23 protein-coding genes are annotated in these 26,693 nt (G+C 53.5%); 19 read left to right on the plus strand and 4 right to left on the minus strand.

What is annotated here, in order from left to right; all coding sequences use genetic code 11:
• Nucleotides 1-23 precede the first annotated feature (23 nt).
• The 16 genes from OGX97_RS09625 (at nt 24) to OGX97_RS09700 (ending at nt 19,260) form a co-directional block, all read left to right on the plus strand.
• Entirely contained in the window at nt 24-755 is a 732-nt protein-coding gene (locus OGX97_RS09625; RefSeq protein ID WP_008784993.1) for a MerR family transcriptional regulator, read from the plus strand.
• Between the two features lie 309 nt (nt 756-1,064).
• Nucleotides 1,065-1,595: a Csu type fimbrial protein gene (locus OGX97_RS09630; RefSeq protein ID WP_003833507.1), complete on the plus strand. Its 531-nt coding sequence runs from the start codon at nt 1,065-1,067 to the stop codon at nt 1,593-1,595.
• A gap of 14 nt (nt 1,596-1,609) precedes the next feature.
• Nucleotides 1,610-2,332, plus strand: coding sequence for a fimbrial biogenesis chaperone (locus tag OGX97_RS09635; protein ID WP_003833508.1), 723 nt, complete (start codon nt 1,610-1,612; stop codon nt 2,330-2,332).
• Nucleotides 2,333-2,387: 55 nt separating this feature from the next.
• Entirely contained in the window at nt 2,388-4,673 is a 2,286-nt protein-coding gene (locus OGX97_RS09640) for a fimbria/pilus outer membrane usher protein (protein WP_257119535.1), read from the plus strand.
• Nucleotides 4,674-4,686: 13 nt separating this feature from the next.
• Nucleotides 4,687-5,655 (plus strand): Csu type fimbrial protein, encoded by a 969-nt coding sequence (locus OGX97_RS09645; protein ID WP_235127384.1) that lies wholly within the window; start codon nt 4,687-4,689, stop codon nt 5,653-5,655.
• Between the two features lie 322 nt (nt 5,656-5,977).
• Complete coding sequence (locus OGX97_RS09650; protein ID WP_032943729.1) at nt 5,978-7,252, plus strand: Glu/Leu/Phe/Val family dehydrogenase; 1,275 nt, start codon at nt 5,978-5,980, stop codon at nt 7,250-7,252.
• A gap of 325 nt (nt 7,253-7,577) precedes the next feature.
• Entirely contained in the window at nt 7,578-8,648 is a 1,071-nt protein-coding gene (gene dhaK / locus OGX97_RS09655) for a dihydroxyacetone kinase subunit DhaK (RefSeq protein WP_279850660.1), read from the plus strand.
• Between the two features lie 11 nt (nt 8,649-8,659).
• Nucleotides 8,660-9,292, plus strand: coding sequence for a dihydroxyacetone kinase subunit DhaL (gene dhaL, locus OGX97_RS09660; protein ID WP_020996617.1), 633 nt, complete (start codon nt 8,660-8,662; stop codon nt 9,290-9,292).
• A gap of 10 nt (nt 9,293-9,302) precedes the next feature.
• On the plus strand, nt 9,303-10,733 hold the full coding sequence (gene dhaM, locus OGX97_RS09665; RefSeq protein ID WP_235127382.1) for a dihydroxyacetone kinase phosphoryl donor subunit DhaM: 1,431 nt from the start codon (nt 9,303-9,305) through the stop codon (nt 10,731-10,733).
• A gap of 170 nt (nt 10,734-10,903) precedes the next feature.
• Nucleotides 10,904-12,616, plus strand: coding sequence for an alpha,alpha-trehalase (locus tag OGX97_RS09670; RefSeq protein WP_235127378.1), 1,713 nt, complete (start codon nt 10,904-10,906; stop codon nt 12,614-12,616).
• 207 nt (nt 12,617-12,823) lie between these two features.
• Entirely contained in the window at nt 12,824-13,846 is a 1,023-nt protein-coding gene (locus OGX97_RS09675; RefSeq protein ID WP_235127377.1) for an ABC transporter substrate-binding protein, read from the plus strand.
• 26 nt (nt 13,847-13,872) lie between these two features.
• On the plus strand, nt 13,873-14,832 hold the full coding sequence (locus tag OGX97_RS09680; RefSeq protein ID WP_373371229.1) for a FecCD family ABC transporter permease: 960 nt from the start codon (nt 13,873-13,875) through the stop codon (nt 14,830-14,832).
• Nucleotides 14,829-15,590 (plus strand): ABC transporter ATP-binding protein, encoded by a 762-nt coding sequence (locus OGX97_RS09685; protein ID WP_279850661.1) that lies wholly within the window; start codon nt 14,829-14,831, stop codon nt 15,588-15,590. The genes OGX97_RS09680 and OGX97_RS09685 overlap by 4 nt, the downstream gene beginning before the upstream one ends.
• A gap of 9 nt (nt 15,591-15,599) precedes the next feature.
• Nucleotides 15,600-16,412 carry a class I SAM-dependent methyltransferase gene (locus tag OGX97_RS09690; RefSeq protein WP_235127374.1) on the plus strand — a complete coding sequence of 271 codons (813 nt, stop codon included), beginning with the start codon at nt 15,600-15,602 and terminating at the stop codon, nt 16,410-16,412.
• On the plus strand, nt 16,409-17,266 hold the full coding sequence (gene modD, locus OGX97_RS09695) for a ModD protein (protein WP_279850662.1): 858 nt from the start codon (nt 16,409-16,411) through the stop codon (nt 17,264-17,266). The genes OGX97_RS09690 and modD overlap by 4 nt, the downstream gene beginning before the upstream one ends.
• Before the next feature lie 23 nt (nt 17,267-17,289).
• Nucleotides 17,290-19,260, plus strand: coding sequence for a TonB-dependent receptor plug domain-containing protein (locus OGX97_RS09700; protein ID WP_279850663.1), 1,971 nt, complete (start codon nt 17,290-17,292; stop codon nt 19,258-19,260).
• A 41-nt stretch (nt 19,261-19,301) separates the two neighbouring features.
• Here OGX97_RS09700 and OGX97_RS09705 read toward each other — a convergent pair whose 3' ends face one another.
• On the minus strand, nt 19,302-19,556 hold the full coding sequence (locus OGX97_RS09705) for a GlsB/YeaQ/YmgE family stress response membrane protein (RefSeq protein ID WP_048212573.1): 255 nt from the start codon (nt 19,554-19,556) through the stop codon (nt 19,302-19,304).
• A 201-nt stretch (nt 19,557-19,757) separates the two neighbouring features.
• Between OGX97_RS09705 and ycgR the strand changes: the two genes are divergently transcribed.
• The gene (gene ycgR / locus OGX97_RS09710) at nt 19,758-20,492 is read left to right on the plus strand and encodes a flagellar brake protein YcgR (protein ID WP_008785008.1); all 735 of its coding nucleotides are present in this window, start codon (nt 19,758-19,760) and stop codon (nt 20,490-20,492) included.
• 11 nt (nt 20,493-20,503) lie between these two features.
• Here the strand turns inward: ycgR and emtA are convergent, their stop codons facing one another.
• Nucleotides 20,504-21,115, minus strand: a complete 612-nt coding sequence (gene emtA, locus OGX97_RS09715; RefSeq protein WP_016153365.1) for a membrane-bound lytic murein transglycosylase EmtA — start codon at nt 21,113-21,115, stop codon at nt 20,504-20,506.
• 98 nt (nt 21,116-21,213) lie between these two features.
• On the opposite strand from emtA, the gene ldcA reads away from it, so the two are divergent.
• Together ldcA and OGX97_RS09725 are read left to right on the plus strand one after the other, a co-directional pair.
• Entirely contained in the window at nt 21,214-22,128 is a 915-nt protein-coding gene (gene ldcA / locus OGX97_RS09720; RefSeq protein WP_060682085.1) for a muramoyltetrapeptide carboxypeptidase, read from the plus strand.
• A 97-nt stretch (nt 22,129-22,225) separates the two neighbouring features.
• Nucleotides 22,226-23,959 (plus strand): potassium/proton antiporter, encoded by a 1,734-nt coding sequence (locus OGX97_RS09725; protein WP_008785011.1) that lies wholly within the window; start codon nt 22,226-22,228, stop codon nt 23,957-23,959.
• Between the two features lie 104 nt (nt 23,960-24,063).
• Here the strand turns inward: OGX97_RS09725 and dadX are convergent, their stop codons facing one another.
• Nucleotides 24,064-25,134 carry a catabolic alanine racemase DadX gene (gene dadX / locus OGX97_RS09730; RefSeq protein WP_060682084.1) on the minus strand — a complete coding sequence of 357 codons (1,071 nt, stop codon included), beginning with the start codon at nt 25,132-25,134 and terminating at the stop codon, nt 24,064-24,066.
• 12 nt (nt 25,135-25,146) lie between these two features.
• The gene (locus OGX97_RS09735) at nt 25,147-26,445 is read right to left on the minus strand and encodes a D-amino acid dehydrogenase (RefSeq protein WP_003833553.1); all 1,299 of its coding nucleotides are present in this window, start codon (nt 26,443-26,445) and stop codon (nt 25,147-25,149) included.
• Nucleotides 26,446-26,693: the final 248 nt, after the last annotated feature.

Raw genomic sequence — 26,693 nt, forward strand, 5'->3', positions numbered from 1 at the left:
AATCAGGAGTGTCCGGGGGAACTATGGCTTATTACAGCATTGGGGATGTCGCAGAACGTTGCGGGATAAATCCTGTCACCCTTCGGGCATGGCAACGACGTTACGGTTTACTCAAACCTCAACGCAGTGAAGGTGGCCACCGACTCTTTGATGAAGAAGATATTCAGCGTATTGAAGAAATAAAACGTTGGATTAGCAATGGCATACCTGTTGGGAAAGTTAAGGCATTGCTGGAAACCAGTACCCGTCAAGCTGACGACGACTGGAATCAATTACAAGAAGAGATGATGAGCATTCTTCGCATGGCGCATCCGCCGAAGCTGCGAGCCAAAATTACCGCACTCGGTCGCGTTCACCCCGTAGATGCGCTGATCGATCACGTTTATCTTCCCGTACGTCAACGGCTGATACTTGACCATAATACATCCCGCATAATGAACAGCATGCTTGATGGCGCATTGATTGAATATGTTGCCACACTGCTGTCTGAAACGCGGCGCAAGTCAGGAAAGGATGCCCTCCTGATGGCCTGGGATGTTGAAGACAGAACCCGTCTGTGGCTCGAAGCCTGGCGCTTATCGCAATCTGGTTGGCATATTGCCGTTCTGGCTGAACCCATTGAATCGCCAAGACCTGAACTTTTCCCTGGGCAAACCCTTTTTGTCTGGACCGGTATTACGCCAACCCGCAGACAAAATGAACTGCTCCAACACTGGAATGAACAAGGTTATAAGGTCATTTTCCACAGCCCGTAACCTACACGTAATACGTGTAAGATAAATCATACAACTCTCATTTTTTGGCTGGTTATTTTTAGTACCACCCAAGGAATATGTTGCCCTCTATCCTCCTGACTTAACCCCGGCCATAGCATAAAAATAAAACAATATACTAACCCATTGGTATTATTTTTTTGCAGACGACATCACCTTTTTCCTAAGTAAAATTCATTAGTTCAACTGGCGTACGTCTAATACTTATTCTAGGGTTAAATTATGTCTTCTTGTGCCACATTATTGTTTTTCTAAAGTAATAAATGTGGTTATTTGAAAAAGGTAAAGGATATGGCTCTAGTCTTAGACAAACGCTTAATTCTTTGTTGCTGCGCCTTTTCCATTATTTCTGTGGCAAATGCAGCAACCGTTAACGGAACATTTCAGGTGCTGATGACGATTCAAAAGGCCTGTACCGTGACTGCCGGTTCGGCTTCAAATATTACACTTGGTCCGGTGAATACCACGGCGACAAATACCAGTGCAAGCAACACTATTTCAATTAATTGCTCAAAAACCACGCCCTATTTTATCGGTCTGGCACCGTCGGCTGCCAATGGAGGGACGACAACGGGATCTGGCGCCATGTCCTCCGTAGCTAACGCTGCCACCAATACCGATAAAGTGCCCTATCAGCTAAATCGTACATCAGCAACAGGTCCGGTGTGGGGGAATACCGCCACCGACACCGCACCTGGAAATGGGGTAGCGGCGACGGGCACAGGTCTGGCGCAAACGTATACTGTTTATGCCACCGCACCGAGCGCCAACTTCACTCCTGACGACTATGCCGACACGGTAACGGTTAACGTTAACTACTAACTTCAGGAAGCCATATGAGAGTAAAACTGCCTGTAAAGCAGTGTGCCTGCGCATGCCTGCTAGGGATGGTTGCAAGCGTCAATCTTGCCACCGCCAGCGGACTGCAAATAGCCCCGGTCACGTTAACGTTGCAAGCGACGCAAAATGCCGATGGTATCTGGCTGAGTAACGCGGGTGAAAATGTGCTCAATGCCCAGGTTCGGGTTTTTCGCTGGAGTCAAAGCGCTTATGACGACAAACTTTCTCCCTCTCAGGGGCTGGTGATTAGCCCGCCGATGTTGGCATTGGCCCCTGGAGAACGACAGCTGATACGCGTTATTCGTACAAGCCCTCCCTCGGCACATGCCGAAGACGCTTATCGTTTGTCGATAGATGAGTTACCGCCTGCAAAAGTAGAAAAAAACAAGCTTCAGTTTGTGCTGCATTATTCTGTTCCCGTTTTCATTCAACCAACATCAGCGGCACAAACGCAGGCAAAACTGCAATGGAAATTACAGCAGCTGGATGGCAAAAAATTTATTGAAGTCAGTAATCAGGGAAATGGGCATGCACAGTTATCTGCTGCAACATTTATAAGCCCTGACGGTACTAAAAAAGTCATTACACCCGGACTATTAGGCTACGTTTTACCCGGATCAACAATGCGCTGGATAGTTTCCCCGTCAGCCAGGAATAATCATTACGGCGGGAAAGTTGAAGTCACAATCAATGGCCAAAAAACAGTACAAGATCTGTAACAGATCCTGGCTTCTGGTGAAATATTGCTTTCTCAATGGAGTATTAATATCGGGAATGGTTTGCGCACAAACGCTGAATAATAACCAGAACGAAAATGGTGTTATTAATAGCGCCTCGCAGATTACGGGAGTCGATTTGTATCTCGACGTCACCTTAAATGGGAATCCCGTTGGGCTGGTTCATTTTGGCTACGATAATGGAAAGCTTTATGCAGGAGCAGATACTCTGCGTAAAATGGGCTTTCGCTTTGCTCCAGACGCCACTAACGCCGTCTGCCTGAACGATATCCCCCAGCTAACCATTGACTACAACGTTCAGTTGCAAACGCTCTCGCTTACTGCGCCGCTCAGTTCACTCGATCTTGCGACCACGCAGCTTAACTCGCCCACCGAAACCGCGCCAACGGCAACAACATCACGCGGGGCGCTGCTCAATTATGATATCTATACGCAACAGGGGGATGAAAGCGCAATCAATACCTTCAGCGAAATTCGCGCCTTCAATGCGACCGGCGTGCTCAGCACCACTCAGTTGACGCAGTACTCTACCGAGGAATATGCCGATAACAGCGTTGAGCGCCTCGACACCAGCTGGCGTACGTCATTTCCTGATTCGATGTTGGCGTTAACCGTTGGCGATACCCTGACTAGTTCACTCATCTGGTCCCGACCGACGCGAATCGGCGGCATTCAGATAGGCACCGATTTTGGGTTACAGCCCTATATGCCAACCACCCCGCTTCCAGCATATCTGGGATCCGCGACGTTACCGTCAAACGTTGAGCTGTACGTCGACGGCGTCAGGTACTACAACGGAGAAGTCCCCGCAGGTAGCTTTCAGATCAACACAATGCCTAACATCAGCGGCGCGGGAACGGGTCAGGTGATGATGACAGATGCGTTGGGCAGAACGAGCGTACAAAATTTCTCGTTCTACAACGATCAGCAACTCCTGCGGGAAGGATTAACCGCCTGGTCGGCAGAATTAGGCACGGTACGCGAAAATTATGGTTACTCCTCTTTTGATTATGCCAGCGCACCAGTATTGAGCGCTACGTGGCGTCGCGGGTTTAGCAATACGTTCACCGCCGGGACTCACGCGGAAACCAGCGATGGACTGATTAACGCGGGCTTCAGTAACGACTGGATCCCAGGAACCCGCAGCGGCACGTTTTCGACCTCACTTGCCGCAAGTACCGACTCAGGAAAGAACGGGTTTTTGTACAGTTTTGGTTACCGTTGGTCCGGCGAACGGTTTAATTTCAGTACCAGTACCACGGCAACTTCCGGCGATTATCGCGATGTCGCCACCCATTACTGTGAGCCGCCCCCCACGCTTAACAGCAACACGGTTATTGGTTATTCGCTGGAAGCAGCTGGAAATGTCAGCCTGAGCTATTTGCAGTTTCGATATCCACACGAAAATGCGGTGCGCTACGCCAATGCCAGCTGGTTTAAATCTCTCACCGACAACATCTCACTGAATGCCGGATTCAACCAGAACATTGACGACAACCGCGATCGTAGCCTCTATCTGATGGTAACCATCACGACCGACAACAATCTGAGCGCCAGCAGCACCCTACAACGTACCAACGACGAAACCGGTTACCAGCTCAACGCCAGCCTGACGCCCCCTGCCGACGGCGGCTGGGGCTGGAATCTGGCTGCCAGTCAGCAGGCTTCCCGGCAAAGTGGCCAGGGCGAAGTGGGATATCTGGGACGTTATGGTAAAGCGTACGCGGGATTCAGCCGTTTACCGGATAACCATTACGGTTATGCAGGCGCAACCGGATCGCTGGTGACCATGGGAGGCGGCCTGTTTGCAGCAAGAGAAATCAATAATGGTTTTGCCGTCGTCTCAACTGACGGCGTGCCTGATGTTCCGGTCAAATTGCAAAATAACCTGATTGGCCGCAGCGATGACCAGGGACTACTGCTGGTCACCCCGTTGAACAGTTATCAAAAAAACCTGATCAGTATTGACCCGATGGATCTCCCTGCCAATATGCGGATCGCACGCGTTGAGACGAATGCCACGCCAGCCGATCGTTCCGGTACTTTGGTTAGCTTTGGCATCACCCCCGTCCGCGCTGCGCAGATTATCCTCGTCGACAATCAGGGTAAGCCAATTCCTGAAGGCAGCATGGCTTACGCCATCAACGGAAAAGGACAATCGTCTGTCGTTGGCTTTGATGGAATGACTTGGTTCGACACCCTGGAGCAGCACAACACGCTGCGCGTTGATACGGACATCGGTAGTTGTCGCGTGCAATTTGACTATCCCGCGTCAGCAAAGGGGATTGTGCAAATAGGTCCACTGGTTTGTCGCCCACACTAACAGGAGTGCGCTCATGAGGTTAAGACATCTGCTACTCATCGCTGCCGTACTTTTTTGTCCGGCAATTAGCCATGCGGTAACCTGTTCGGTGAGCAATGTGCAAGCCATAAATTTAGGTTCGGTCAATCCACTGTCTGCGACAGGCGCAACGTCATCAATGACGTTCAGTTACACTTGCACCAAAGAGCTTGGTGACGTGCTGGCAGGGATCAATCTCTGTTTTAATATTGGCGCCTCGGCCGTCAGTGGCCAGGTGACACCGCGAAATATGTCGTTAAGCGGAAACCCCGCCAGAACGCTGGCATACCAGCTTTACCAGGATCCCGGACACAGCAAAATTTGGGGGAGCCAATACCAGACCGGAACCACTTTTCCGATGGTACAGCTTAACCTGCTGAATCTGACGCCAGTGACGGGTTCACTCACGGTATCGGCGCAGATCGTCACGCCACAAATCGCCGCCGTCCCCGGAAACTATCAGGATAGCTATACGGCGGCGACAGCCCTTGTCACCCTTAATCCTGGATTGCTTTTCCCACCGACCACCTGTGGTGATACCGTTGCCGCCAGGTTTCCTTTCACCGTCACAGCTGCTGTCAGCAAACAGTGTAATATCACCTCCGCGACTAACATCAGCTTTGCCCCCACCAGCGGAACGGGTCGTAATCTCACGGCGTCAAACACCGTTGGCGTAGCATGCTCTAATAACACCCCTTACACCATCGGACTTCAACCCTCCAACGGCAATACGGCAGGCAGCGGCTTGATGGCAGGCACGGGGTCAAATACGGATAAAGTCCCCTACCAGCTTAGTTCGACGCCAGGTCCTTCCGGTACGATCTGGGGCAATACTGCGCTTAATACCGTTGCGGGCAACGGCACGGGGACAACGACTACCTACCCGGTTTACGCCACCGTTCCCAGCGCGAACTACACGCCAGACAACTATGCCGATACTGTCACCATCGCCGTGACCTACTGACGCCCAGCTTAACAGCAATAAAGCAAACACATTTTATTATCATATTATTTACTTTTAGAGGTGCGTCATAAATCTGACAAATTGCGATTTTTACAAGTTATGCATATTAAACTACATAAACCGCAAAACAACCGCGATGACAGCCAAAATAAAGAATAACTATTCACCACCAAGCCAAAACCCACACTACTCATACCGATAATCCGTGTCAGCCAGGCAGGCTGTTCTATGAAAAAAATGTTAAATTTAGGTTTATATGGTGAGATTCACTGTATACCACGGCCAAATTAAGAACATATTACTTTTATAACTAAGGTTTATCATGGATAAGTTATCTTACGCTTCAGATAGCAGCACATCTGCCTGGAATACCTACCTGCAACAAATCGAGCGTGTGGCCCCTTACCTGGGCGAACTTTCCCATTGGGTGGACACCCTGCGCCACCCAAAACGCGCGCTTATTGTCGATATCCCGGTGCAGATGGATGACGGCACTATCCGTCATTTTGAAGGGTATCGCGTGCAACATAACCTCTCCCGCGGTCCGGGCAAAGGCGGTGTGCGTTATCATCCTGATGTTGATCTTAATGAAGTGATGGCCCTGTCTGCATGGATGACCATCAAATGCGCAGCGTTGAACCTGCCGTACGGCGGAGCCAAAGGCGGTGTGCGCGTCGATCCGTTCTCACTTTCTGAAGGTGAACTGGAGCGTTTAACCCGCCGTTATACCAGCGAAATCGGCATTATCATTGGGCCGCAGAAAGACATTCCTGCGCCGGATGTAGGTACTAACGGAAAAGTCATGGCCTGGATGATGGATACCTACTCCATGAACCACGGCACCACCGTGACCAGTGTGGTCACCGGTAAACCTATTCACCTCGGCGGCTCGTTAGGCCGTGATAAAGCCACCGGTCGCGGCGTTTTCGTCAGCGGTCTGGAAGTCGCGCGCCGTGCGAACATTGAAGTTGAAGGCGCTCGCGTGGCGGTACAAGGTTTCGGTAACGTCGGCAGCGAAGCCGCCCGCCTGTTCGCCGCAGCGGGTGCGCGTGTCGTCGCTATTCAGGATCACACCGCAACGCTGTTTAACTCCACGGGTATCGACATGACCGCGCTGTCTGCCTGGCAGTTGGAGCACAAACAGATTGCCGGTTTCCCAGGCGCTGAAACCATCGCCAGCGAAGCCTTCTGGAGCGTGGAGATGGATATCCTGATCCCTGCCGCGCTGGAAGGACAGATTACCCGTCAGCGTGCAGAAATACTGACCTGCAAACTGGTACTTGAGGGCGCTAACGGCCCGACTTACCCGGATGCCGATGATATGCTGGCAAGCCGCGGTATCATCGTGGTACCTGACGTCGTATGTAACGCAGGCGGCGTAACCGTCAGCTACTTCGAATGGGTCCAGGACATGGCAAGCTTCTTCTGGAGTGAAGAAGAGATCAATAATCGCATGGACAAAATCATGACTGATGCAATGGTGCACGTATGGGAAAAAGCAGCTGAGAAATCCTGCTCCCTGCGTACCGCAGCCTACATTGTTGCCTGCGAACGCATTCTGCTGGCACGTAAAGATCGCGGAATTTATCCGGGCTAATACCGATAATTTTCCCTCGCATAAACCACCTGCCTGGCAGGTGGTTTTTTTTAGCAAAATCCTGCACGTAGTCTTTCCCCATTAAATACTGCCCGATCTCTCATTTTCGCTGTTTTATGCACCACTACGTTTCAATATGGAACGTTATAAAATGATGGCGTTCCGTATTGAAACGCCTTTCACAGCAATTTTCTTTTGCGTACCCGTGTGCAAAATTACCTTATCGGCAGCGAGCGGTCGCCGTGACGTTGAACCAACCGATACCCTACATCAGATGCCTGCCCGAATTTGGCAGCCATCCAGGACTGTCTGCGGAGCATAAATAATGAAAAAATTGATCAACCGTGTTGAAGACGTACTGAATGAACAACTCGCCGGACTGGCGAAAGCGCATCCTTCCCTGGCACTGCATCAGGATCCGGTATATGTCACCCGCGCAGATGCGCCGGTGATGGGCAAAGTGGCTCTGCTTTCCGGTGGCGGCAGCGGACACGAACCTATGCACTGCGGCTACATTGGTCAGGGCATGCTCTCTGGCGCCTGTCCAGGTGAGATTTTTACCTCACCCACGCCGGATAAAATGTTCGAATGCGCCATGCAAATTGACGGTGGCGAAGGCGTGCTGCTGATAATCAAAAATTACACCGGCGACATTCTTAATTTCGAAACCGCCACCGAGCTGCTGCATGAAAGCGGTGTCAAAGTCACCACCATGGTGGTGGATGACGACGTGGCGGTGAAAGACAGTTTGTATACCGCCGGTCGACGTGGCGTGGCGAATACCGTATTGATCGAAAAACTGGTCGGCGCGGCCGCCGAACGCGGTGATTCGCTGGAAGCCTGTGCGGCGTTGGGCCGTAAGCTGAATAACCAGGGCCACTCCATTGGCATAGCCATTGGCGCCTGTACCGTTCCAGCCGCTGGACAACCGTCGTTCACGCTGCAGGATAACGAAATGGAGTTTGGCGTAGGTATCCACGGGGAACCCGGCATTGACCGTCGCCCCTTCACCTCTCTCGATCAGACCGTTGATGAAATGTTCGATACCCTGCTGGAAAACGGTAACTACAGCCGTACACTCCGCCACTGGGACAACGTCCAGGGCACGTGGCAGGAAGGTAAAGAAAGCAAGCGTGCGTTACAAAGTGGCGATCGCGTTATTGCGCTGGTCAATAATCTCGGCGCGACGCCGTTGTCTGAACTCTTCGGCGTGTATAACCGCCTGGAAAGCCGTTGTCAGGATGCAGGCATCGTCATTGAGCGCAACCTGATCGGTTCTTACTGTACCTCTCTGGATATGACCGGTTTCTCGATCACCTTGTTACAGGTAGATGACGAAACGCTGAGCTTATGGGATGCACCGGTTCACACCCCTGCCCTCAACTGGGGTAAATAAGGAGATTCATGATGTCCCTCAACAGAACGCAAATTGTTAACTGGCTCTATCGTTGCGGCGAGATCTTCACCACAGAAAGTGATTTTCTCACCGGACTTGACCGGGAGATCGGCGATGCCGACCACGGTCTGAACATGCATCGTGGTTTCAGCAAAGTCGTTGAAAAGCTGCCGTCCATCGCAGACAAAGACATCGGCTTTATTTTGAAAAACACCGGTATGGTGCTGCTCTCAAGCGTCGGCGGGGCCAGTGGACCGCTGTTTGGCACCTTTTTTATTCGCGCCGCCCAGGTGACTCAGGCTCATCAAAGCCTGACGCTTGAAGAGCTGTATCAAATGATGCGTGATGGCGCAGAAGGTGTGATTAGCCGCGGTAAGGCTGAACCTGGCGACAAAACCATGTGCGACGTCTGGCTGCCAGTGGTCGAATCTTTACGTCAGTCCTGCGAGCAAAAGTTAAGCGTACAGGCAGCGCTGGAAGCGGCAAGCCAGCAAGCGGAAGCCGCAGCACAAAGCACCATCACCATGCAGGCTCGCAAAGGCCGTGCCAGCTATCTTGGTGAGCGCAGTATTGGGCATCAGGATCCCGGCGCAACGTCGGTCATGTTTATGATGCAAATGCTAGCTCAGGCGTCCAGAGAGTAAGGATAAAGCGATGGTAAACCTGGTTATTGTTTCTCACAGCGCCCAACTGGGCGAAGGCGTCGGGACGCTGGCCCGGCAGATGTTAATGGGCGGTGATTGCAAAATCGCCATTGCCGCAGGCATTGATGATCCTGAGAATCCGATTGGCACCGATCCGATCAAGGTGATGGAAGCCATCGAGTCCGTGGCCGATACGGACCACGTGCTGGTGATGATGGATATCGGTAGTGCATTACTGAGTGCGGAAACCGCGCTGGAACTGCTCGACCCTGGCATTTCCGCCAAAGTGCGTTTGTGCGCAGCACCACTGGTTGAAGGCACACTGGCCGCGACGGTTAGCGCCGCCGCGGGTGCTGATATCGATCGGGTCATCCGTGATGCCATGAACGCCCTCGACGCCAAATGTGAGCAACTGGGTTTACCTTCGCCATCCGCAGCGAAACCCGCATCTGCTGCACTGTCTCCCGATGCAGATGCCCGTTCTGTTGCCATTGTGGTGAAAAACCCTAACGGCATCCACGTTCGACCGGCTTCGCGACTGGTTTCCGCGTTGTCTGGTTTTAACGCCGACATATGGCTGGAGAAAAACGGCAAGTGTGTGGTTCCTGATAGCCTGAATCAGATAGCTCTGCTGCAGGTACGCTGTAATGACACGCTACGCCTGATTGCCAAAGGCGAACAGGCAGAGGATGCGCTGGCCGCATTTAAACAGCTGGCAGCAGAGAATTTTGGTGAATCGCTCGAGTCCGCTAATGCTGATAACAAGGCAACTCAGGCTCCCTCAAAAGTCACGGGGACGGCATTCTGTCACACCCCGTTCTCGCCCGAGGTAAACCCGCAGCCAGCCACATCACTCCAGGCTGAGCAGCAGCGATTACAGACCGCCATCCAAAGTACGCTGAACGATCTGAGCGAACTCACCGCACTTGCTGAAGAACGATATTCCGCAGATATCGCCGCCATCTTCTCCGGTCACCATACGCTGTTGGACGATCCTGAACTGTTTGAAATGGCCTGCGATGTAATGCGCGAAAAGCAGTGCAGCGCCGCCTGGGCCTGGCATCAGGTGCTGAGCGATCTCAGCCAGCAGTATTTACAGCTCGATGATCCTTATCTGCAGGCGCGATACATTGATATTGAAGATTTGCTGTCCCGTTCACTGCAGCATTTGACGGGAGAGAGCGCACAAATTCCCGCGTTCTTGCGCCCCACTATCCTGGTCGCTGATGTCATTTATCCGTCTACGGTACTGCAACTCGATCCGAAGACCATCAAAGGTATCTGCCTGCGGGACGGCAGCGAAGCCTCGCATCCGGCGATTATCGCTCGTGAAATGGGGCTGTGCTGGATGTGTCAGCAAGGCGCGGCTCTCGATAGCATCAAGATGGGCGATACTCTGACCATTGACTGTGTTACACAGCGGATAACCCGCGCAAACTGATACCGAAGCACACCCTTTCCAACAAAGGGTGTGCTTCTTCTCTATTCACGCCGGGAAATGTCTGTTTATTCGCAAAATGGGGAGCCGATCACGCGCAACGGTCATTCCTGAACTAAGGTTTTCTCATGGTAAATGCCGCTACTTCGGCACGCCACTAAGGAGATTAACCGATGATAACGCCAGCAACTCGCCATCCTGGCCTGCTCTCTGTTGCAATAAAACTGACGCTCGCAAGCACCTTTTTTGCCCTTTCCTCTTTTACTGTCAACGCCGAGGACGCACCAGCCGCTACGCCTGCGCCGCCTGATATTCTGCTTGGCCCCCTGTTTAACGATGTACAAACAGCCAAACTGTTTCCTGACCAGAAAACCTTTGCAGACGCGGTGCCAAACAGCGATCCATTAATGATCCTTGCCGATTACCGGATGCAGAAAAACCAGTCCGGATTCGATTTACGTCATTTTGTCGAGGTGAATTTTACGTTGCCGAAAGACGGCGAGAAATACGTGCCCCCGGCCGGGCAATCATTACGCGAACATATCGATGGCCTGTGGCCGGTACTCACCCGTTCGACAACCGACGCTGAAAAATGGGATTCGCTGCTGCCGCTCCCGGAACCGTATGTGGTACCTGGCGGGCGTTTTCGCGAAATATATTATTGGGACAGCTATTTCACCATGCTGGGGCTTGCCGAGAGCAATCACTGGGATAAGGTCTCGGACATGGTGGCAAACTTCGCTTACGAGATTGATTCCTGGGGACACATTCCTAACGGTAACCGCACCTACTACCTGAGCCGTTCGCAACCGCCGTTCTTTGCCTTTATGGTTGAACTGCTGGCGCAGCACGACGGAAATGACGCGCTGAAAAAATACCTCCCGCAGATGCTCAAAGAGTACAGCTACTGGATGGAGGGCGTCGAAACACTCCAGCCCGGTCAGCAAAATAAGCGCGTAGTTAAACTGGATGACGGCACCATTTTGAACCGCTACTGGGATGAGCGCGATTCGCCTCGGCCAGAGTCGTGGGTAGAGGATATCGCCACCGCTAAAAGCAACCCGAACCGCCCGGCCACAGAAATCTACCGCGACCTGCGTTCAGCAGCCGCGTCCGGCTGGGATTTTAGTTCCCGCTGGATGGACAATCCTAATCAGCTGGGCACTCTGCGCACCACCAGCATCGTTCCGGTCGATCTCAATGCGCTGATGTACAAAATGGAAAAAATGATCTCCCTCGCCAGCAAGGCTGCTGGTGATGATGCCAAAGCGGCGCAGTACGATGGCTTCGCTAATGCCCGACAAAAAGGGATCGAGAAGTACCTGTGGAACGACAAAGAAGGCTGGTATGCCGACTACGATCTGAAAAGCCACAAAGTACGCAACCAGCTCACGGCTGCCGCCCTGTTCCCGCTATATGTCAATGCAGCGGCAAAAGATCGCGCCAGTAAAGTCGCCACGGCCACCCAGGCACATCTGCTGCAACCGGGCGGCCTTGCTACCACGTCGGTGAAAAGCGGCCAGCAGTGGGATGCTCCCAATGGCTGGGCCCCGCTCCAGTGGGTAGCAGCATCCGGGTTACAGAATTACGGTCAGGATACTGTCGCCATGGACGTGACCTGGCGATTCCTCACCAATGTTCAACACACCTACGATCGCGAGAAAAAGCTGGTTGAGAAGTATGACGTGAGCACCACTGGAACCGGCGGTGGCGGCGGTGAGTATCCGTTGCAGGATGGTTTCGGCTGGACCAACGGCGTAACGCTGAAAATGCTCGACCTGATTTGCGCCAAAGAAAAGCCCTGTGACAACGTACCCGCATCACGACCTACCCCGGCAAGTACTGCGCCAGTCGAGTCTAAAAAACAGACTCAACCGACGCCATAACATCATAGCCTGAGCCGTTTTACTTCCTGAATCCGCGCTTCGTCGCGGATTTTTCTTTCTTATATTTCCCCCTTCCAGCTGTCTCTATGGCCTCTAGCCCTTATGGGGTATCCGGGGTTTTCATCCGTGAGAAATTGATTCTGAACATGTTTTTATTCGCTGTATATGTAAATATATAGCGATTTTGTAACCTTCAGGATAACAATAATGCCACTGACAAGACGGATGTTTGCCCAACTCGTGGCATCTGCACTGCTGCTACGCCATCTTCCCGCGTTTGCTCAAACCTCGCTGACTGTGGCCATTGGAGACTCTCCGAAGCCAGAAACGACCCAACGCGTGGTCAGCGCGGGCGCGCCTGCTGACATGCTGCTGCTGGCCGTCGCACCGGAAAAACTGGTGGGGCTTTCCTCCTTTGATTTCTCTCGCCAGACCGCCATCCCGTTTAACGATAACATTCGGACTTTGCCGAAACTCGGCAGGCTGGCGGGGCGCGCCAGCACGCTCTCGCTTGAAGCACTCCTGGCGCTTAAACCTGACCTGGTTATTGACTGCGGTAATGCCGATGAAACCTGGCTTTCTCAGGCCAGACAAGTGAGCGCACAAACACACATTCCCTGGCTGCTGATTAACGGCGAATTGCGCCATACCCCAGAACAGTTACGCGCAGTCGGTGAAGTATTGGGCGTCGTCTCGCGAACCGCAATGCAGGCCGCGCTGGCCCGTCGATTTATCGATGATGCAATAGCTTTCTCGCATTCACCCGCGGCGAATCTGCGTTTTTATGCCGCGCGCGGTGCCAGAGGACTGGAGACTGGTTTACAAGGTTCTCTGCATACCGAAGCAGCAGAACTACTGGGGTTGCACAATGTGGCGCACATCCCCGGACGACAGGGGCTCACACAGGTCTCAATGGAAAATCTGCTCAGCTGGCAGCCGGATATTATCCTGGTGCAGGATGCAGTGACAGCGCAGTTCCTACGAGAAGATCCGGTCTGGCAAGGAGTCAAAGCGGTTGCTGACCGGCGCATTCTGTTTCTCAGCGGTCTGCCGTTTGGCTGGCTGGATGCACCTCCTGGCATCAACCGTTTACTGGGGTTACGCCGCCTTCATGCCTGGCTTGATCCTCAGGTTAACGCGAGCTTTAAAGCCGATATGCAGCGCTACAGTGAATTGTTCTGGCACACCACGCTAAGCGACGCACAGTATCAAAGGTTGGTGGCAGTCTGATGAAAACATCAACCCTCGGTTTTCTGATGATTGCTGCGGTGGTGCTTTGCGCGAGCGTCGCTGCGGTATCAGGCGCGTATCGCCTGGATGCACAGCAGGTTCTGAATCTCGTGGCCGGTACAGATGGCGTTCCAATGCAGGACAAAATCGTCTTCTGGCAAATCCGCCTGCCACGCATACTGGCTGCATTGCTGCTCGGCGCGGCGCTGGCGGGCGCAGGAACCACCTATCAGGGCATGTTCCGCAACCCACTGGTCTCGCCGGATATTCTCGGCGTGGCGGCGGGTGCGGGTTTAGGTGCCTGTTTAGCAATCCTGTTAGGTTTACCGATCCTGTTCATTCAGCTTTATGCGTTCATGGGCGGTTTATTCGTGGTCGCCGGTGTCTGGTTAATTACCCTGCGAGTTAAGCGACACGATCCGGTGTTAACGCTGGTTCTGGTCGGGATTGCGCTGGGTACGGTATGTGGCGCGGGAATTTCGCTTATCAAAACGCTGGCCGACCCGTATACCCAACTCCCCTCTATCACTTTCTGGCTGCTTGGCGGTTTATCGACGATCACACCGCACGATCTGTGGTTCTCGGCACCGCTGATCTTCGCAGGACTGGTCCCGCTATTGCTGCTGCGCTGGCGCATGAACCTGCTCACCCTGTCGGATGATGAAGCACGATCGCTTGGGATCAACGTCTCGCGATTGCGGCTGGGACTGATCGTCTGCGCTACGTTAATCACCGCCTGTACCGTTGCCATCGCGGGCATTATCGGCTGGATTGGGCTGGTTGTACCGCACATCGGCAGACTCCTCAGTGGCAATAACCACCAGCAGTTGCTGCCAGTTTCCATGGGGATCGGCGCCATTTTGCTGCTGCTCACCGATACTCTTGCCCGCACGCTGAGCAGCACAGAAATCCCGCTGGGGATCCTGACGGCATTTATTGGCGCACCGTTCTTTTTGCTGCTTTTGCTACGGGGAAATCGCCCATGACGCTTCTGACCGTCCGCCATGCGTCGTTGGGATACCACAGTCACCAGCCCGTGTTACGCGATGTCTCATTTCAGGTTTCGCCCGGCTCCGTCTGTTGTCTGATTGGGGCCAACGGCAGTGGAAAAACCACCCTGATGCGCACCATTCTCGGCGTTCTTTCGCCGCTTCACGGTGACATTCTGCTTGATGGCGTCGCCATAAATCATCTCAGCGATCGGCAACGCGCCGCCGCTATTGCCTGGGTTCCTCAGGCACATGACGGCGCGTTTGCCTTCACTGCGCTGGACATGGTGATGATGGGGCTGGCCCCGCAATTGGCGGCATTTGCGGTTCCCGGCGCTAAAGAGCGTGAAAATGCGCACCAGCAGATGACGATGCTGGGCATCTCTCACCTGGCGCCCCGACGCTGGAACACGCTGAGCGGCGGAGAGCGGCAACTGGTGTTAATTGCCCGCGCGCTGGCGCAGCGTCCGCGTCTTTTGTTGCTGGATGAACCTGCTTCCAGCCTGGATTTTGGGCATCAAATCCGTCTGCTCGACACGCTAGTGACGCTGAAAAACTCGGGTATGGCCATGCTGATGTCGACCCATCATCCGTTGCACGCCCGGGCAATCGCCGACAGCGTGGTACGCGTTGAACCGGATGGCGAAGTGTCACAAGGACTTCCTGAACATCAGCTCGCCACCGATCGCCTGGCGGAACTGTATCGCGTTACACCGTCACAAATCGCTCACCATCTCTTTGGCTCACATAACTAAGGAATAAGAATGCTCATTGACGACATTGATTTTGCCGATCTTTACCGTAAACAGTTACAGCTGGCGAACAGAACCGAGAAAAAGCCGGAGCACTGGGATAAACGTGCGGAAAAAATGGCGGAAAATTGCGCCTCATTAACCGACAGCTATCTGCTGCAACTGCTGGGGAAAATCGACCTGAAAGGGGCGGAGTCGCTGTTTGACATGGGTTGCGGTCCCGGTACGGTCTCGCTGGCGCTCGCTAAAAAGATGCCAATAATTTACGGCGTAGATTACAGCCAGGGCATGCTTAGCGTAGCTGCCCGCCGCGCTGCGCAAATGAACGCCCGTCACGTGCAGTGGGTGCAGCGGGCCTGGGAGGAACACTGGGATGATTTACCCCAGTGCGATATCGCCGTCGCTTCGCGCTCTACGCTGGTTGCCGATATGCGCCAGGCGATGACCAAACTGAATAATCAGGCCCGACTGCGGGTTTACACCACTCATCTCGTCAGTTCATCTTTCGTTTCCCCCACCATTCAGCGTGCACTGGGCCGCGAAGTGATTGAGCTTCCCAACTATATCTATGCGCTTAATGTCCTGTATCAGATGGGGATCCACGCGCATGTTGATTTTATCCGCGGACCCAACTGCCAGCAGGACAACAGCACCTGGACGCGTTTTCTGGAAAACGTGCGCTGGAGTATGGGTGAATTGAGCGCCGATGAGGTCGAACGTCTGGAAACCTGGTATCAACAGCAGGATCCACGCACGATTGCCCCCGCCAGCCGTGACTGGGCGCTTATCTGGTGGGACAGCGTGCCGCGGGAGGCGCTGCTATGATCTACTTTTCGCAGGCGCAAACCGACGCGCTGCTGCTGGAAGATATTCAGGGCGGCGATCTGACTACCCGCGCGTTGGGGATCGGCGCACAGCCGGGCGTTATGGCGTTTTATCATCGCCAGGGCGGATGCGTTAGCGGCACCGCCGTTGCCAGACAAATGCTCACCTCATTAGGGCTGACCGTCAGCGACATGGTGGCCGATGGTGAACAGGTAAGTGCAGGACAGCGATTGATTCGCGCACATGGGAATGCGGCGGCGCTGCACCAGGGCTGGAAAGCGGTACAAAATGTCCTGGAGTGGAGCTGTGGGTTTTCAGGCTATCTTGAGAGCATGTTGAGCCAACTGCGCCAACGCTATCCTGATGGGCAGATTGCCTGCACCCGCAAAGCCATTCCCGGCACGCGTTTGTTGGCGACTCAAGCAATACTCGCCGCGGGAGGCATTATCCATCGCGGAGGATGCGCCGAAACGGTACTGCTGTTTGCTAATCACCGCCATTTTCTTACCAATCCAAACGACTGGACAGGCGCGATTGCGCGCTTACGCCGCCATGCGCCAGAAAAAAAGATTGTGGTTGAAGCAGATACGCCAGATGAGGCATTAGCCGCGCTACGCGCCGCGCCCGATGTCCTGCAACTCGACAAATTTACCCCTGAGCAAGCAACAGAAATTGTCCGTCAGGCCCCTTCTCTGGCCCCCCATTGCACGCTGGCGCTGACTGGCGGCATTACCCTCGCCTCGCTGGCGAGTTATCTCGACTGTGGCATCAGACTTTTCATCACTTCCGCGCCTTACTACGCTCCGCCCGCGGATATCAAAGTTAGCCTGAGTCCGGACGCACGTGGCATATAACATTAATAAATGGACTAAAAATAATGAATTTCAACAAAAGTTGTCTTTACACAGCCCTGTCGTTTGCTTTCGCGCACAGTGCTTTTGCTGGGCAGGAAAGCGAAACCATGACCGTCTGGTCAAGTCCGGCCTCCGCCGCAACCACTACGGTTCTCGGCCAGGAAACGATGCAGCAACTGGATAAGCAAAACGTGGCGCAGGCACTGAGCGTTGTTCCCGGCGTCGTGCTGCAAAAGTCAGGCAACCGCAATGAACAGCAGGTGAAAGTCCGCGGTTTTGACAGCCGTCAGGTTCCCGTCTATTTTGACGGCGTGCCGGTATACATCCCCTATGATGGCAACCTCGATTTAGGCCGTTTTCTGACCTCCGATATCGCTTCGGTTGAAGTCTCCAAAGGCTACTCGTCGCTGTTACAAGGGCCGAACCAGATGGGCGGTGCCATCAATATCACCACCCAAAAGCCCACCAAACCGATTGAAGGCAGCATTGGCTATCGCCAGGGCTGGAGTCGTAGCAAAGACAATGCCCACGATATGCACGCTTCATTTGGCGCCAGCAACGATCTCGGCTACATCCAGCTCAGCGGCAGTCAGTTGAAGCAGGATTTCCTTGGCTTACCGCACGGCGTGGACAACCCTATTGCGGGCAGCAACGGCAAGATGATTAACTCCTCCGCCGATGACAAACGCGGCATCGTGAAGCTGGGCTTTACCCCACGTGGTAATGACGAATATGTGCTGACCTATATTAATCAGGACGGTGAAAAAGATAACCCGCCGTACGCTGGAACCAGCAGTCAGAAATCACGCTACTGGCAATGGCCACAGTACGATAAAGAGAGCTATTACTATCAGGGCACCACCCATCTGGGCGATCGTTTCACCCTGAAAAGCCGTCTGTATCGCGATACCTTTGAAAATACGCTGATGATGTACAACTCGCTTGCCGATCTGAAAAACAAAAAAGGCAGCTACAGTCATTATTCAGACTATAGCGATGGGGCTGGTCTGCAGCTCGCTGCGGATATGCGTGAAAACGACCAGCTCTCTTTCGCGGTGAACTGGAAGGATGATGTTCATCGCGAGAAAGGCGCACCTAATGCGTCTTACGATCGCTACGAAGACCGCACCTGGTCCGTTGCCAGCGAATACCAGTGGGCAGCAGCGGATAACGTCGATGTCGTGGCGGGAATAAGCTATGACTGGCGCGACAGTCTGGAAGGCATGAAGCACGAAAAAAATGGTAGCGTCACCCACTATGATGACAACAATCAGTCGGCCTTCAACTGGCAGATGATGACCAAATATCACTTTGAAAATTCAGACACATTAGCGCTGTCCTACTCTGACAGAACACGTTTCCCAACACTGAAAGAGCGCTACACCACCTCGAAACCGGCCTATAACCAGGTGGCGCTGGTCAATCCGCAGCTTAAACCTGAACGCGCCCGCAGCGTAGATCTGACCTGGAATGGTTCACTTGGTAAAGACTGGGGATTCGAAGCCAGCGTCTATTACAACCGCATCAGCGATGCCATTCTTTCACACAATATTGATGCCGATACCATCCAGAATCAGAACAGCGGCCGGGTGGATTACACCGGTCTGGATGCAGGCGTTAAAGGTAAAGTCTTTGATATGCTGGATGTTGGGCTGAGCTATGGCCTGATTCATGCGGACGTCAAACGCAGCGACATAGGCAAAATAACCGATTTGCCGACGCAAACCCTCACCGCATGGATGACGCTGAAACCGTGGGATCCGCTGAGCATTACGCTGTCTGAAGAGGCCCGCTCATCGAGCTATAGCAATAGCTACGGCTCGCAGAAAGCCGCAGGTTTCGCCATTACCCATTTACGCGCCGACTACGCCATCGGTCACGGGCTTAGCGTCAACGCTTCGGTCAATAACCTGTTCGATACACAATACGTGTACAGCGAAGGATTTATCGAAGAAGGCCGTAATTACTGGGCGGGAATTGAGTATCAATTCTGATTTAACGATGCAAAGAAACGGCCCCCACAGGGGCCGTTCGATTAATCTCGTCGTACAAGCCGGAAGACACCCAGCACAACAATCGCGCCGACCACGGCCACCAGGAAGCTGTGGAGATTAAATCCGCTGACATCGCCGCCAATACCAAACATCGTTGCCAACCATCCACCGACCACAGCACCGACAATACCGAGAATACAGGTCAGGATAAACCCACCGCCATCACGCCCCGGCATAATCAGTTTGGCGATAACCCCCGCAATCAGACCAAAAATAATCCAGGCAATAATTCCCATTTTCAGGCCCTCTTTCCAGTGAACGCACGCGCAAGACATTCCTGCGCCAGCACTTAAAGTATAGGCAAGCCATCGCGACCTGCTTTTATCACTCAGACTTAATTCATTGGGTTTGGTAAAAAATTTCATCCATTTGTATTAAGTTCCGTAGATTAATGCCGATAACCCAACGACAAACCAGGCATCCAGGAGTCATTAGGTGTGAGTAACTACAATGAGCAGTTCCTGAAGCAAAATCCGTTAGCGGTGTTAGGTGTACTTCGGGACTTGAAGTCGCAGCAGGTTCCACTGCGTATCTCCTGGTCAGGCGGCCAGTTCATCAGCAAAATTCTGACCGTCAGTCCCGATGAACTGATCATGGATTTTGGCAGCCAGGAATATGAAAACCAGGCCGTACAGCGGGCCAGCCAGATCTCAATTATCGCCGAAACGCAGGGAGCCAAAGTAGAATTCACCCTGCCACAGCTGAAAAAAGGCGAGTATCAGCAACTGCCGGCGTTTATTTCATCCTTGCCGCCTTCTCTGTGGTTTGTGCAGCGTCGGGAATATTTCCGTATCGGCGCTCCGCTGCATCCTCCCTATCGCTGCACGGCAAAAATGCCGGACAACAGCATTCTGCATTTTCGCTTATTCGATCTGTCTCTCGGCGGCATGGGCGGGCTGTTAGAAGTGGCAAAGCCAGAGGGGTTGGCAGAAGGTATGCGCTTCTCGCAGGTTGAACTAAATATGGAGCAATGGGGGGTGTATCACGTTGACGCCCAACTTATTTCCATTAGCGAACGCAAGGTTATCGATGGGAAAAACGAAACCATTACCACTCCCCGCCTGAGCTTTCGTTTTCTCAACGTCGGCCCGGCGGTGGAGCGGAACTTACAGCGGATTATTTTTTCCCTTGAACGTGAGGCCCGGGAAAAATCGAATAAGGTGCGCGAGTAAACTCACACGAACTACATCACATCCAGCGCTTGTTGAAGCTTCCAGATATAGCGCGGGGCCTGAGGCGCCGGATGATTGTCCGCAACATGTTCAATAAATTCATCCGGGCTGAGGTCGTTGATTTTATTGATCGCTTTTTTCCTGTCGGAGGAGAACGTGCGTAACAGTGCGCCCGCACCGTTGGCGTACGATACTACCAGCGCGTACTGCATCACCTGCGGATCTTCAATCCCGGCCAGCGGCCCGGTTTCGAGAATACTCAGGTATGCGGCCCCCATTGAGATATTGCGCTCAGGGTTTTTCAACTCGCTGGTCGACGGCTCTCCGCTCCAGCCCATGCGCCGATAAACATCGCGTCCTGAAGTTGATGCTTTCAACTGCATCAGACCAATCGCATTGGACTTACTGACCGCATTCGGATTTCCGCCTGATTCAATGGCGATAATAGCGGTAATCAATTGTGGACTGACACCCCAGGCCGCACCGGCTTTTTCACTGATCGGCATCCATTGCATTGCGCGTTTAACCGGAACTTCAGCATTCCACGGCGGGTTTTTGTAATCCTGTTTTGAACTACAGCCCGCAAGTAATACAACCAAAAAAGCAAACCATCTCAATTTCACGTCATCTATCCTTATAGCCGGAACCTGTCGCTGAGGTGACAACGACATACCTACGCGGCATGATATACATTTGGTTTTAGTTGTAGCAAGGAAATGCCATGTCCCGGTTTCACTTAATTGCCCCATCGGGCTACTGTATCAATCAGCAGGCTGCCTTACGTGGGCTTGCGCGTCTTATTGAGGCCGGTCATCAGGTCGACAATTCAGCGGTCATTGCACGCCGCTGCCAGCGTTTTGCGGGGACAGAGGCAGAAAGGCTTGCTGATGTGAACTCGCTCGTTAATCTGAAAACCCCCGATACCATTGTGATGGCGGTACGCGGCGGCTATGGCGCGAGCCGTTTACTGGAAGATATTGACTGGCAGGGGCTGGCAGCCCGCCAGCAACAAGATCCGCTGCTGCTGTGCGGACACAGCGATTTTACGGCGATCCAGTGTGGTCTGCTGGCACAGGGGAATGTGATTAGCTTCAGCGGCCCGATGCTGGCGGCGAACTTCGGCGCCGAAGAAATGAACGCATTCACCGAGCACCATTTCTGGCAGGCTTTGCGTAATGCCCAATTTACCCTCGAATGGCAGGGTGACGGTCCACAGTGCGCAACTGAAGGTACACTGTGGGGCGGAAATCTGGCGATGATCATTTCGTTGATGGGTACACCGTGGATGCCGGCCATCAAAAACGGCATTTTGGTGCTGGAAGACATTAACGAGCATCCATTCCGTGTCGAGCGTATGCTGCTGCAGCTGTACCACGCCGGAATACTGGCCCAGCAAAACGCCATTATCCTCGGCAGTTTTAGCGGTAGCGCACCCAATGACTACGACGCTGGTTACAATCTTGATTCAGTTTGTGATTTTCTGCGCGCCAGATTGTCAGTACCGTTGATCTGCGGCCTCGATTTTGGCCATGAACAACGCACTGTCACTCTGCCTTTGGGAGCCAATGCGGTGCTGAAAAATGATAAAAACGGCACTCAGCTCACCTTAAGTGGGCATCCGGTACTAAAATCGTAAAAAAAGCGGCTAATGGGGCTAAGCAAAACGCTGTTTCTGTCGTTATTATGGTAGGGTTTATTAATACGAAACAGCGTAATTCAGGAGTAACCGAACGTTGGATGCCGCAGCAATTATTAGCCTTTTTATTTTGGGTTCCGTTCTCGTCACCTGCAGTATCTTACTCAGTTCATTCTCATCACGCCTTGGTATCCCTATCCTGGTGATATTTCTCGCTATCGGTATGTTAGCGGGCGTAGATGGTATAGGCGGCATACCTTTCGATAACTATCCATTCGCCTACATGGTGAGTAACCTGGCACTGGCAGTTATCCTGCTCGACGGCGGGATGCGCACCCAGGCCAGCTCTTTTCGCGTTGCGTTAGGCCCGGCGCTATCGTTGGCGACGGTCGGTGTGCTGATTACTTCCGGACTCACTGGCATGATGGCCGCGTGGCTGTTTCATCTGGATCTTATCGAAGGACTCCTGATTGGCGCGATTGTTGGTTCAACCGACGCCGCGGCGGTCTTTTCCCTGCTTGGCGGTAAGGGGCTTAACGAACGCGTTGGCTCTACGCTGGAAATTGAATCCGGCAGTAATGACCCGATGGCCGTGTTTTTGACCATCACGCTCATCGCCATGATCCAAAACCACGAAACCGGTTTAAGCTGGATGTTCGCGGTGCACATTATCCAGCAGTTTGGCTTAGGCATCGTTATCGGTCTGGGCGGTGGATATATGCTCCAGCAGATGATTAACCGCATTTCTCTGCCTGCCGGACTGTATCCGCTATTGGCGTTAAGCGGTGGGATACTGATTTTTGCCCTGACCACTGCGCTGGAAGGCAGCGGTATTCTGGCGGTTTATCTGTGTGGTTTCTTGCTGGGTAATCGCCCTATTCGCAACCGGTTTGGCATTCTGCAAAACTTCGACGGTCTGGCCTGGCTGGCGCAAATCGCCATGTTCCTGGTGCTCGGACTGCTGGTTACGCCGTCCGACCTGCTGCCTATCGTGGTTCCTGCGCTGATTTTGTCTGCGTGGATGATTTTCATTGCCCGCCCACTTTCGGTTTTCGCCGGACTGCTGCCGTTTCGCGGCTTCAATCTGCGCGAACGCATTTTCATCAGTTGGGTGGGTCTGCGCGGTGCGGTACCCATCATCCTCGCCGTCTTCCCAATGATGGCGGGTCTGGAGAACGCGCGCCTGTTCTTTAACGTCGCGTTCTTCGTGGTACTGATCTCGTTGCTGTTTCAGGGAACCTCACTTTCTTGGGCCGCTAAGAAAGCCAAAGTGGTGGTCCCTCCCGTCGGCTGGCCCGTGTCGCGCATTGGCCTGGATATTCATCCGGATAACCCGTGGGAGCAGTTTGTTTATCAGCTCAGCGCAGATAAGTGGTGTGTGGGCGCCGCATTGCGCGACCTGCATATGCCGGAAGAAACGCGAATAGCCGCCCTGTTTCGTGACAACGTGCTGTTTCACCCCTCCGGCAGTACGCGTCTTCGCGAAGGCGATGTATTGTGTGTTATTGGCCGCGAGCGCGATCTCCCGGCTCTTGGCAAGCTGTTCAGCCAGTCGCCACCTGTGTCGTTAGACCAGCGCTTCTTCGGTGATTTTATTCTTGAAGCCAGCGCAAAATATGCCGATGTGGCGCTGATTTATGGCCTGGAAGATGGCACCGAGTATCGTGATAAGCAGCAAACGCTGGGTGAAATTGTCCAGCATCTGCTTGGTGCCGCGCCGGTCGTCGGTGACCAGGTGGAATTCGCTGGCATGATCTGGACCGTAGCCGAGAAGGAAGATAATGCGGTGCTGAAGGTCGGTGTTCGCGTTGCTGAAGATGAGGATGAGTAAAGCGGATGTTTTGCCGGGTGGCGGCTGTGCCTTACCCGGCCTACAAAATGCACTGACTCTGGAGGCCTGATAAACGCAGCAGCATCAGGCAATGCTATATAAAGTTACACCGTCACAACTGGCACGCGCAGCGCCAGAGAACACATTAACTCGTAGCCTACCGTACCTGCGGCGGTGGCCACATCGTCAATTTTAATCTCTTTGCCCCACAGCTCTACCGGCGTCCCGATCCCTGCCTGCGGGCATGGTGTCAGATCTACCGCCAACATATCCATTGAGACTGTCCCCACCGTCCCGGTACGTACACCGTCCACCAGCACCGGAGTACCACTTGGCGCATGGCGTGGATAACCGTCTGCATAGCCGGTCGCTACAATGCCAATGCGCTGCTCGCCGCTGGCAGTGTAGCGTCCACCGTAGCCCACCCGATCGCCAGCTTTCAGCGTCTGTATGCCGATGATCTCACTGCTCAGCGTCATCACTGGCTTCAGGCCGGTGTTAGCGATGTCCCGCCATTGTCCTGAAGGCGACGCACCATACAAAATAATGCCCGGACGAACCCAGTCATAATGCGCTTCAGGGTGCCACAGCGTGGCTGCCGAATTCGACAGCGATCGTCTGCACTCCAGCCCTTCAGTTGCCTGCGCAATACGTGTCATAGCCTCCTGGATACCTTCCGGGTGCTCTGCATCGGCAAAATGTGACATCAGCGTCATTTCACCGACGTTGGGCATCGTCCGCAGCTGTTGCCAGACCGTGGGAACTCTTTCCGGTAAAAAACCAAGGCGGTTCATACCACTGTTCACCTTCAGGTAAACATCGAGCGGCGCCTTCAGGCGCGCATTCTGCAATGCTTTTAGCTGCCAGTTACTGTGTACACAGGTGGTGAGTCGATAATTGTCATATACCGTCAGGTCTTCGGCGTGGAAAAAACCCTCCAGCATGAGTATCGGGCCTTTCCATCCGCGCTCGCGTAGGGTTATCGCCTCTTCAAGATTGAGCATGGCAAAACCATCGGTTGTGCCCAGCGCATTCCAGACGCGTTCAATACCGTGTCCATACGCATTGGCTTTCACCACCGACCAGACGCGGGCGTCCGGCGCGGCCTGGCGGGTAATGGTCAGATTTTGTTTCAACGCCTGCAGGTCAATGCTGGCCAGTATCGGGCGGGTCATCTCACGTCCTTATCAGTTATGTGCGCCATGTAAATGCCGTGGACGAGAGGGGGTAAACCCCGGACTGTAACGCGCCACGCTCAGATCGTCATAAGGTATGGCTGGCGTGCGGCCAGAAAGGATATCGCTCAGCAGCTGACCGGAGCCGCAGGCCATGGTCCAACCCAGCGTGCCGTGTCCAGTATTGAGCAGCAGATTCTTAAAGCGGGTGCGCCCCACCACCGGCGTTCCGTCCGGCGTCATCGGACGCAGTCCGGTCCAGAAGGTTGCCTGCTCCACATGACCGCCGCGCGGGAAGAGATCGCGTACGACCATTTCCAGCGTTTCACGACGAGGTTGTAGCAGTTCTGTATTAAAGCCGACAATCTCCGCCATGCCGCCAACGCGAATACGATTGTCAAAGCGGGTAATAGCGATTTTGTAGGTTTCATCGAGGATAGTAGAAACCGGCGCACCGTCGTCTTGCGCCACCGGAATGGTCAACGAATAACCTTTGAGCGGATAGACCGGGATATCAACGATCCCTTTCAGCATTGCCGTGGAGTACGAACCAAACGCCATCACATAGGCATCGGCTTTAACTATCTCTTCGCCGCACTGGACGCCATAAATCTGCTCACCATCGCTCAGCAGCTTATCGACCGGGGTGTTAAAGCGAAACTTAACGCCCGCCTGCTCCGCCATCTGAGCCAGACGCTGGGTAAACAGCTGGCAGTCGCCGGTTTCATCATTCGGTAAACGCAAACCACCGGTCAGTTTGTGCGCTACTTCTGCCAGTGCGGGTTCGACTTCCGCCAGACGGTTTGCTTCCAGCAGTTGATATGGCACGCCAGCGTCTTCGAGCACGGCGATGTCGCGGGTAGCGTTCTCATACTGTTGAGCGGTACGGAAAAGTTGCAGGGTTCCGCCCTGGCGCCCCTCGTACTCGATACCGGTAGAGGCGCGCAGCGCTTTCAGGCAATCACGGCTGTATTCCGCCAGTCGCACCATGCGTCCTTTGTTTTCCATATAGTGGCTGGTGTCGCAGTTGCGCAGCATCTGCCACATCCATTTCAACTGGAACTGGGTTCCGTCAAGACGGACGGCCAGCGGAGCGTGGCGCTGAAACATCCACTTAATTGCTTTTAGCGGTACGCCTGGTGCCGCCCATGGTGCTGCATAACCTGGAGAGATTTGCCCCGCGTTCGCCGCACTGGTTTCCAGTGCCGGACCGGGCTCACGATCAATGACGGTGACATCGTGTCCAGCCTGACTTAAGTACCAGGCGCTGGTCACGCCAACGACACCACTTCCCAGTATGACAACTCGCATAGCCACTCCGTTAACAGTAAAAGAACAATCATCTAATTACATCTTGATAACTCAGTTGAAAATATTATTCAACATATGGCTTTTTTATGGTGACTTACCTCACATATAGCGGTGATGGCTGGGGACTCTCCGCTTTGGCATCTCCTGCTGTGCGTTATTTTTATCCAGCATAAAATTTTGCGGCCATGCCATTTTTCGACGCCTCGCTAACGTGAAATCGCAAAGAAAAAATTTCTGCCGCAGCACGT

It is taken from the genome of Citrobacter sp. Cpo061 (assembly GCF_030332845.1).
Lineage (GTDB): Bacteria > Pseudomonadota > Gammaproteobacteria > Enterobacterales > Enterobacteriaceae > Citrobacter > Citrobacter portucalensis.

Bases quoted from the DNA above. Each gene is read 5' to 3' on its own strand.
- OGX97_RS09625 (WP_008784993.1), top strand. From the start codon at position 24: ATGGCTTATTACAGCATTGGGGATGTCGCAGAACGTTGCGGGATAAAT.
- OGX97_RS09630 (WP_003833507.1), top strand. From the start codon at position 1,065: ATGGCTCTAGTCTTAGACAAACGCTTAATTCTTTGTTGCTGCGCCTTT.
- OGX97_RS09635 (WP_003833508.1), top strand. From the start codon at position 1,610: ATGAGAGTAAAACTGCCTGTAAAGCAGTGTGCCTGCGCATGCCTGCTA.
- OGX97_RS09640 (WP_257119535.1), top strand. From the start codon at position 2,388: ATGGTTTGCGCACAAACGCTGAATAATAACCAGAACGAAAATGGTGTT.
- OGX97_RS09645 (WP_235127384.1), top strand. From the start codon at position 4,687: ATGAGGTTAAGACATCTGCTACTCATCGCTGCCGTACTTTTTTGTCCG.
- OGX97_RS09650 (WP_032943729.1), top strand. From the start codon at position 5,978: ATGGATAAGTTATCTTACGCTTCAGATAGCAGCACATCTGCCTGGAAT.
- dhaK (WP_279850660.1), top strand. From the start codon at position 7,578: ATGAAAAAATTGATCAACCGTGTTGAAGACGTACTGAATGAACAACTC.
- dhaL (WP_020996617.1), top strand. From the start codon at position 8,660: ATGTCCCTCAACAGAACGCAAATTGTTAACTGGCTCTATCGTTGCGGC.
- dhaM (WP_235127382.1), top strand. From the start codon at position 9,303: ATGGTAAACCTGGTTATTGTTTCTCACAGCGCCCAACTGGGCGAAGGC.
- OGX97_RS09670 (WP_235127378.1), top strand. From the start codon at position 10,904: ATGATAACGCCAGCAACTCGCCATCCTGGCCTGCTCTCTGTTGCAATA.
- OGX97_RS09675 (WP_235127377.1), top strand. From the start codon at position 12,824: ATGCCACTGACAAGACGGATGTTTGCCCAACTCGTGGCATCTGCACTG.
- OGX97_RS09680 (WP_373371229.1), top strand. From the start codon at position 13,873: ATGATTGCTGCGGTGGTGCTTTGCGCGAGCGTCGCTGCGGTATCAGGC.
- OGX97_RS09685 (WP_279850661.1), top strand. From the start codon at position 14,829: ATGACGCTTCTGACCGTCCGCCATGCGTCGTTGGGATACCACAGTCAC.
- OGX97_RS09690 (WP_235127374.1), top strand. From the start codon at position 15,600: ATGCTCATTGACGACATTGATTTTGCCGATCTTTACCGTAAACAGTTA.
- modD (WP_279850662.1), top strand. From the start codon at position 16,409: ATGATCTACTTTTCGCAGGCGCAAACCGACGCGCTGCTGCTGGAAGAT.
- OGX97_RS09700 (WP_279850663.1), top strand. From the start codon at position 17,290: ATGAATTTCAACAAAAGTTGTCTTTACACAGCCCTGTCGTTTGCTTTC.
- OGX97_RS09705 (WP_048212573.1), bottom strand. From the start codon at position 19,556: ATGGGAATTATTGCCTGGATTATTTTTGGTCTGATTGCGGGGGTTATC.
- ldcA (WP_060682085.1), top strand. From the start codon at position 21,214: ATGTCCCGGTTTCACTTAATTGCCCCATCGGGCTACTGTATCAATCAG.
- dadX (WP_060682084.1), bottom strand. From the start codon at position 25,134: ATGACCCGCCCGATACTGGCCAGCATTGACCTGCAGGCGTTGAAACAA.
- OGX97_RS09735 (WP_003833553.1), bottom strand. From the start codon at position 26,445: ATGCGAGTTGTCATACTGGGAAGTGGTGTCGTTGGCGTGACCAGCGCC.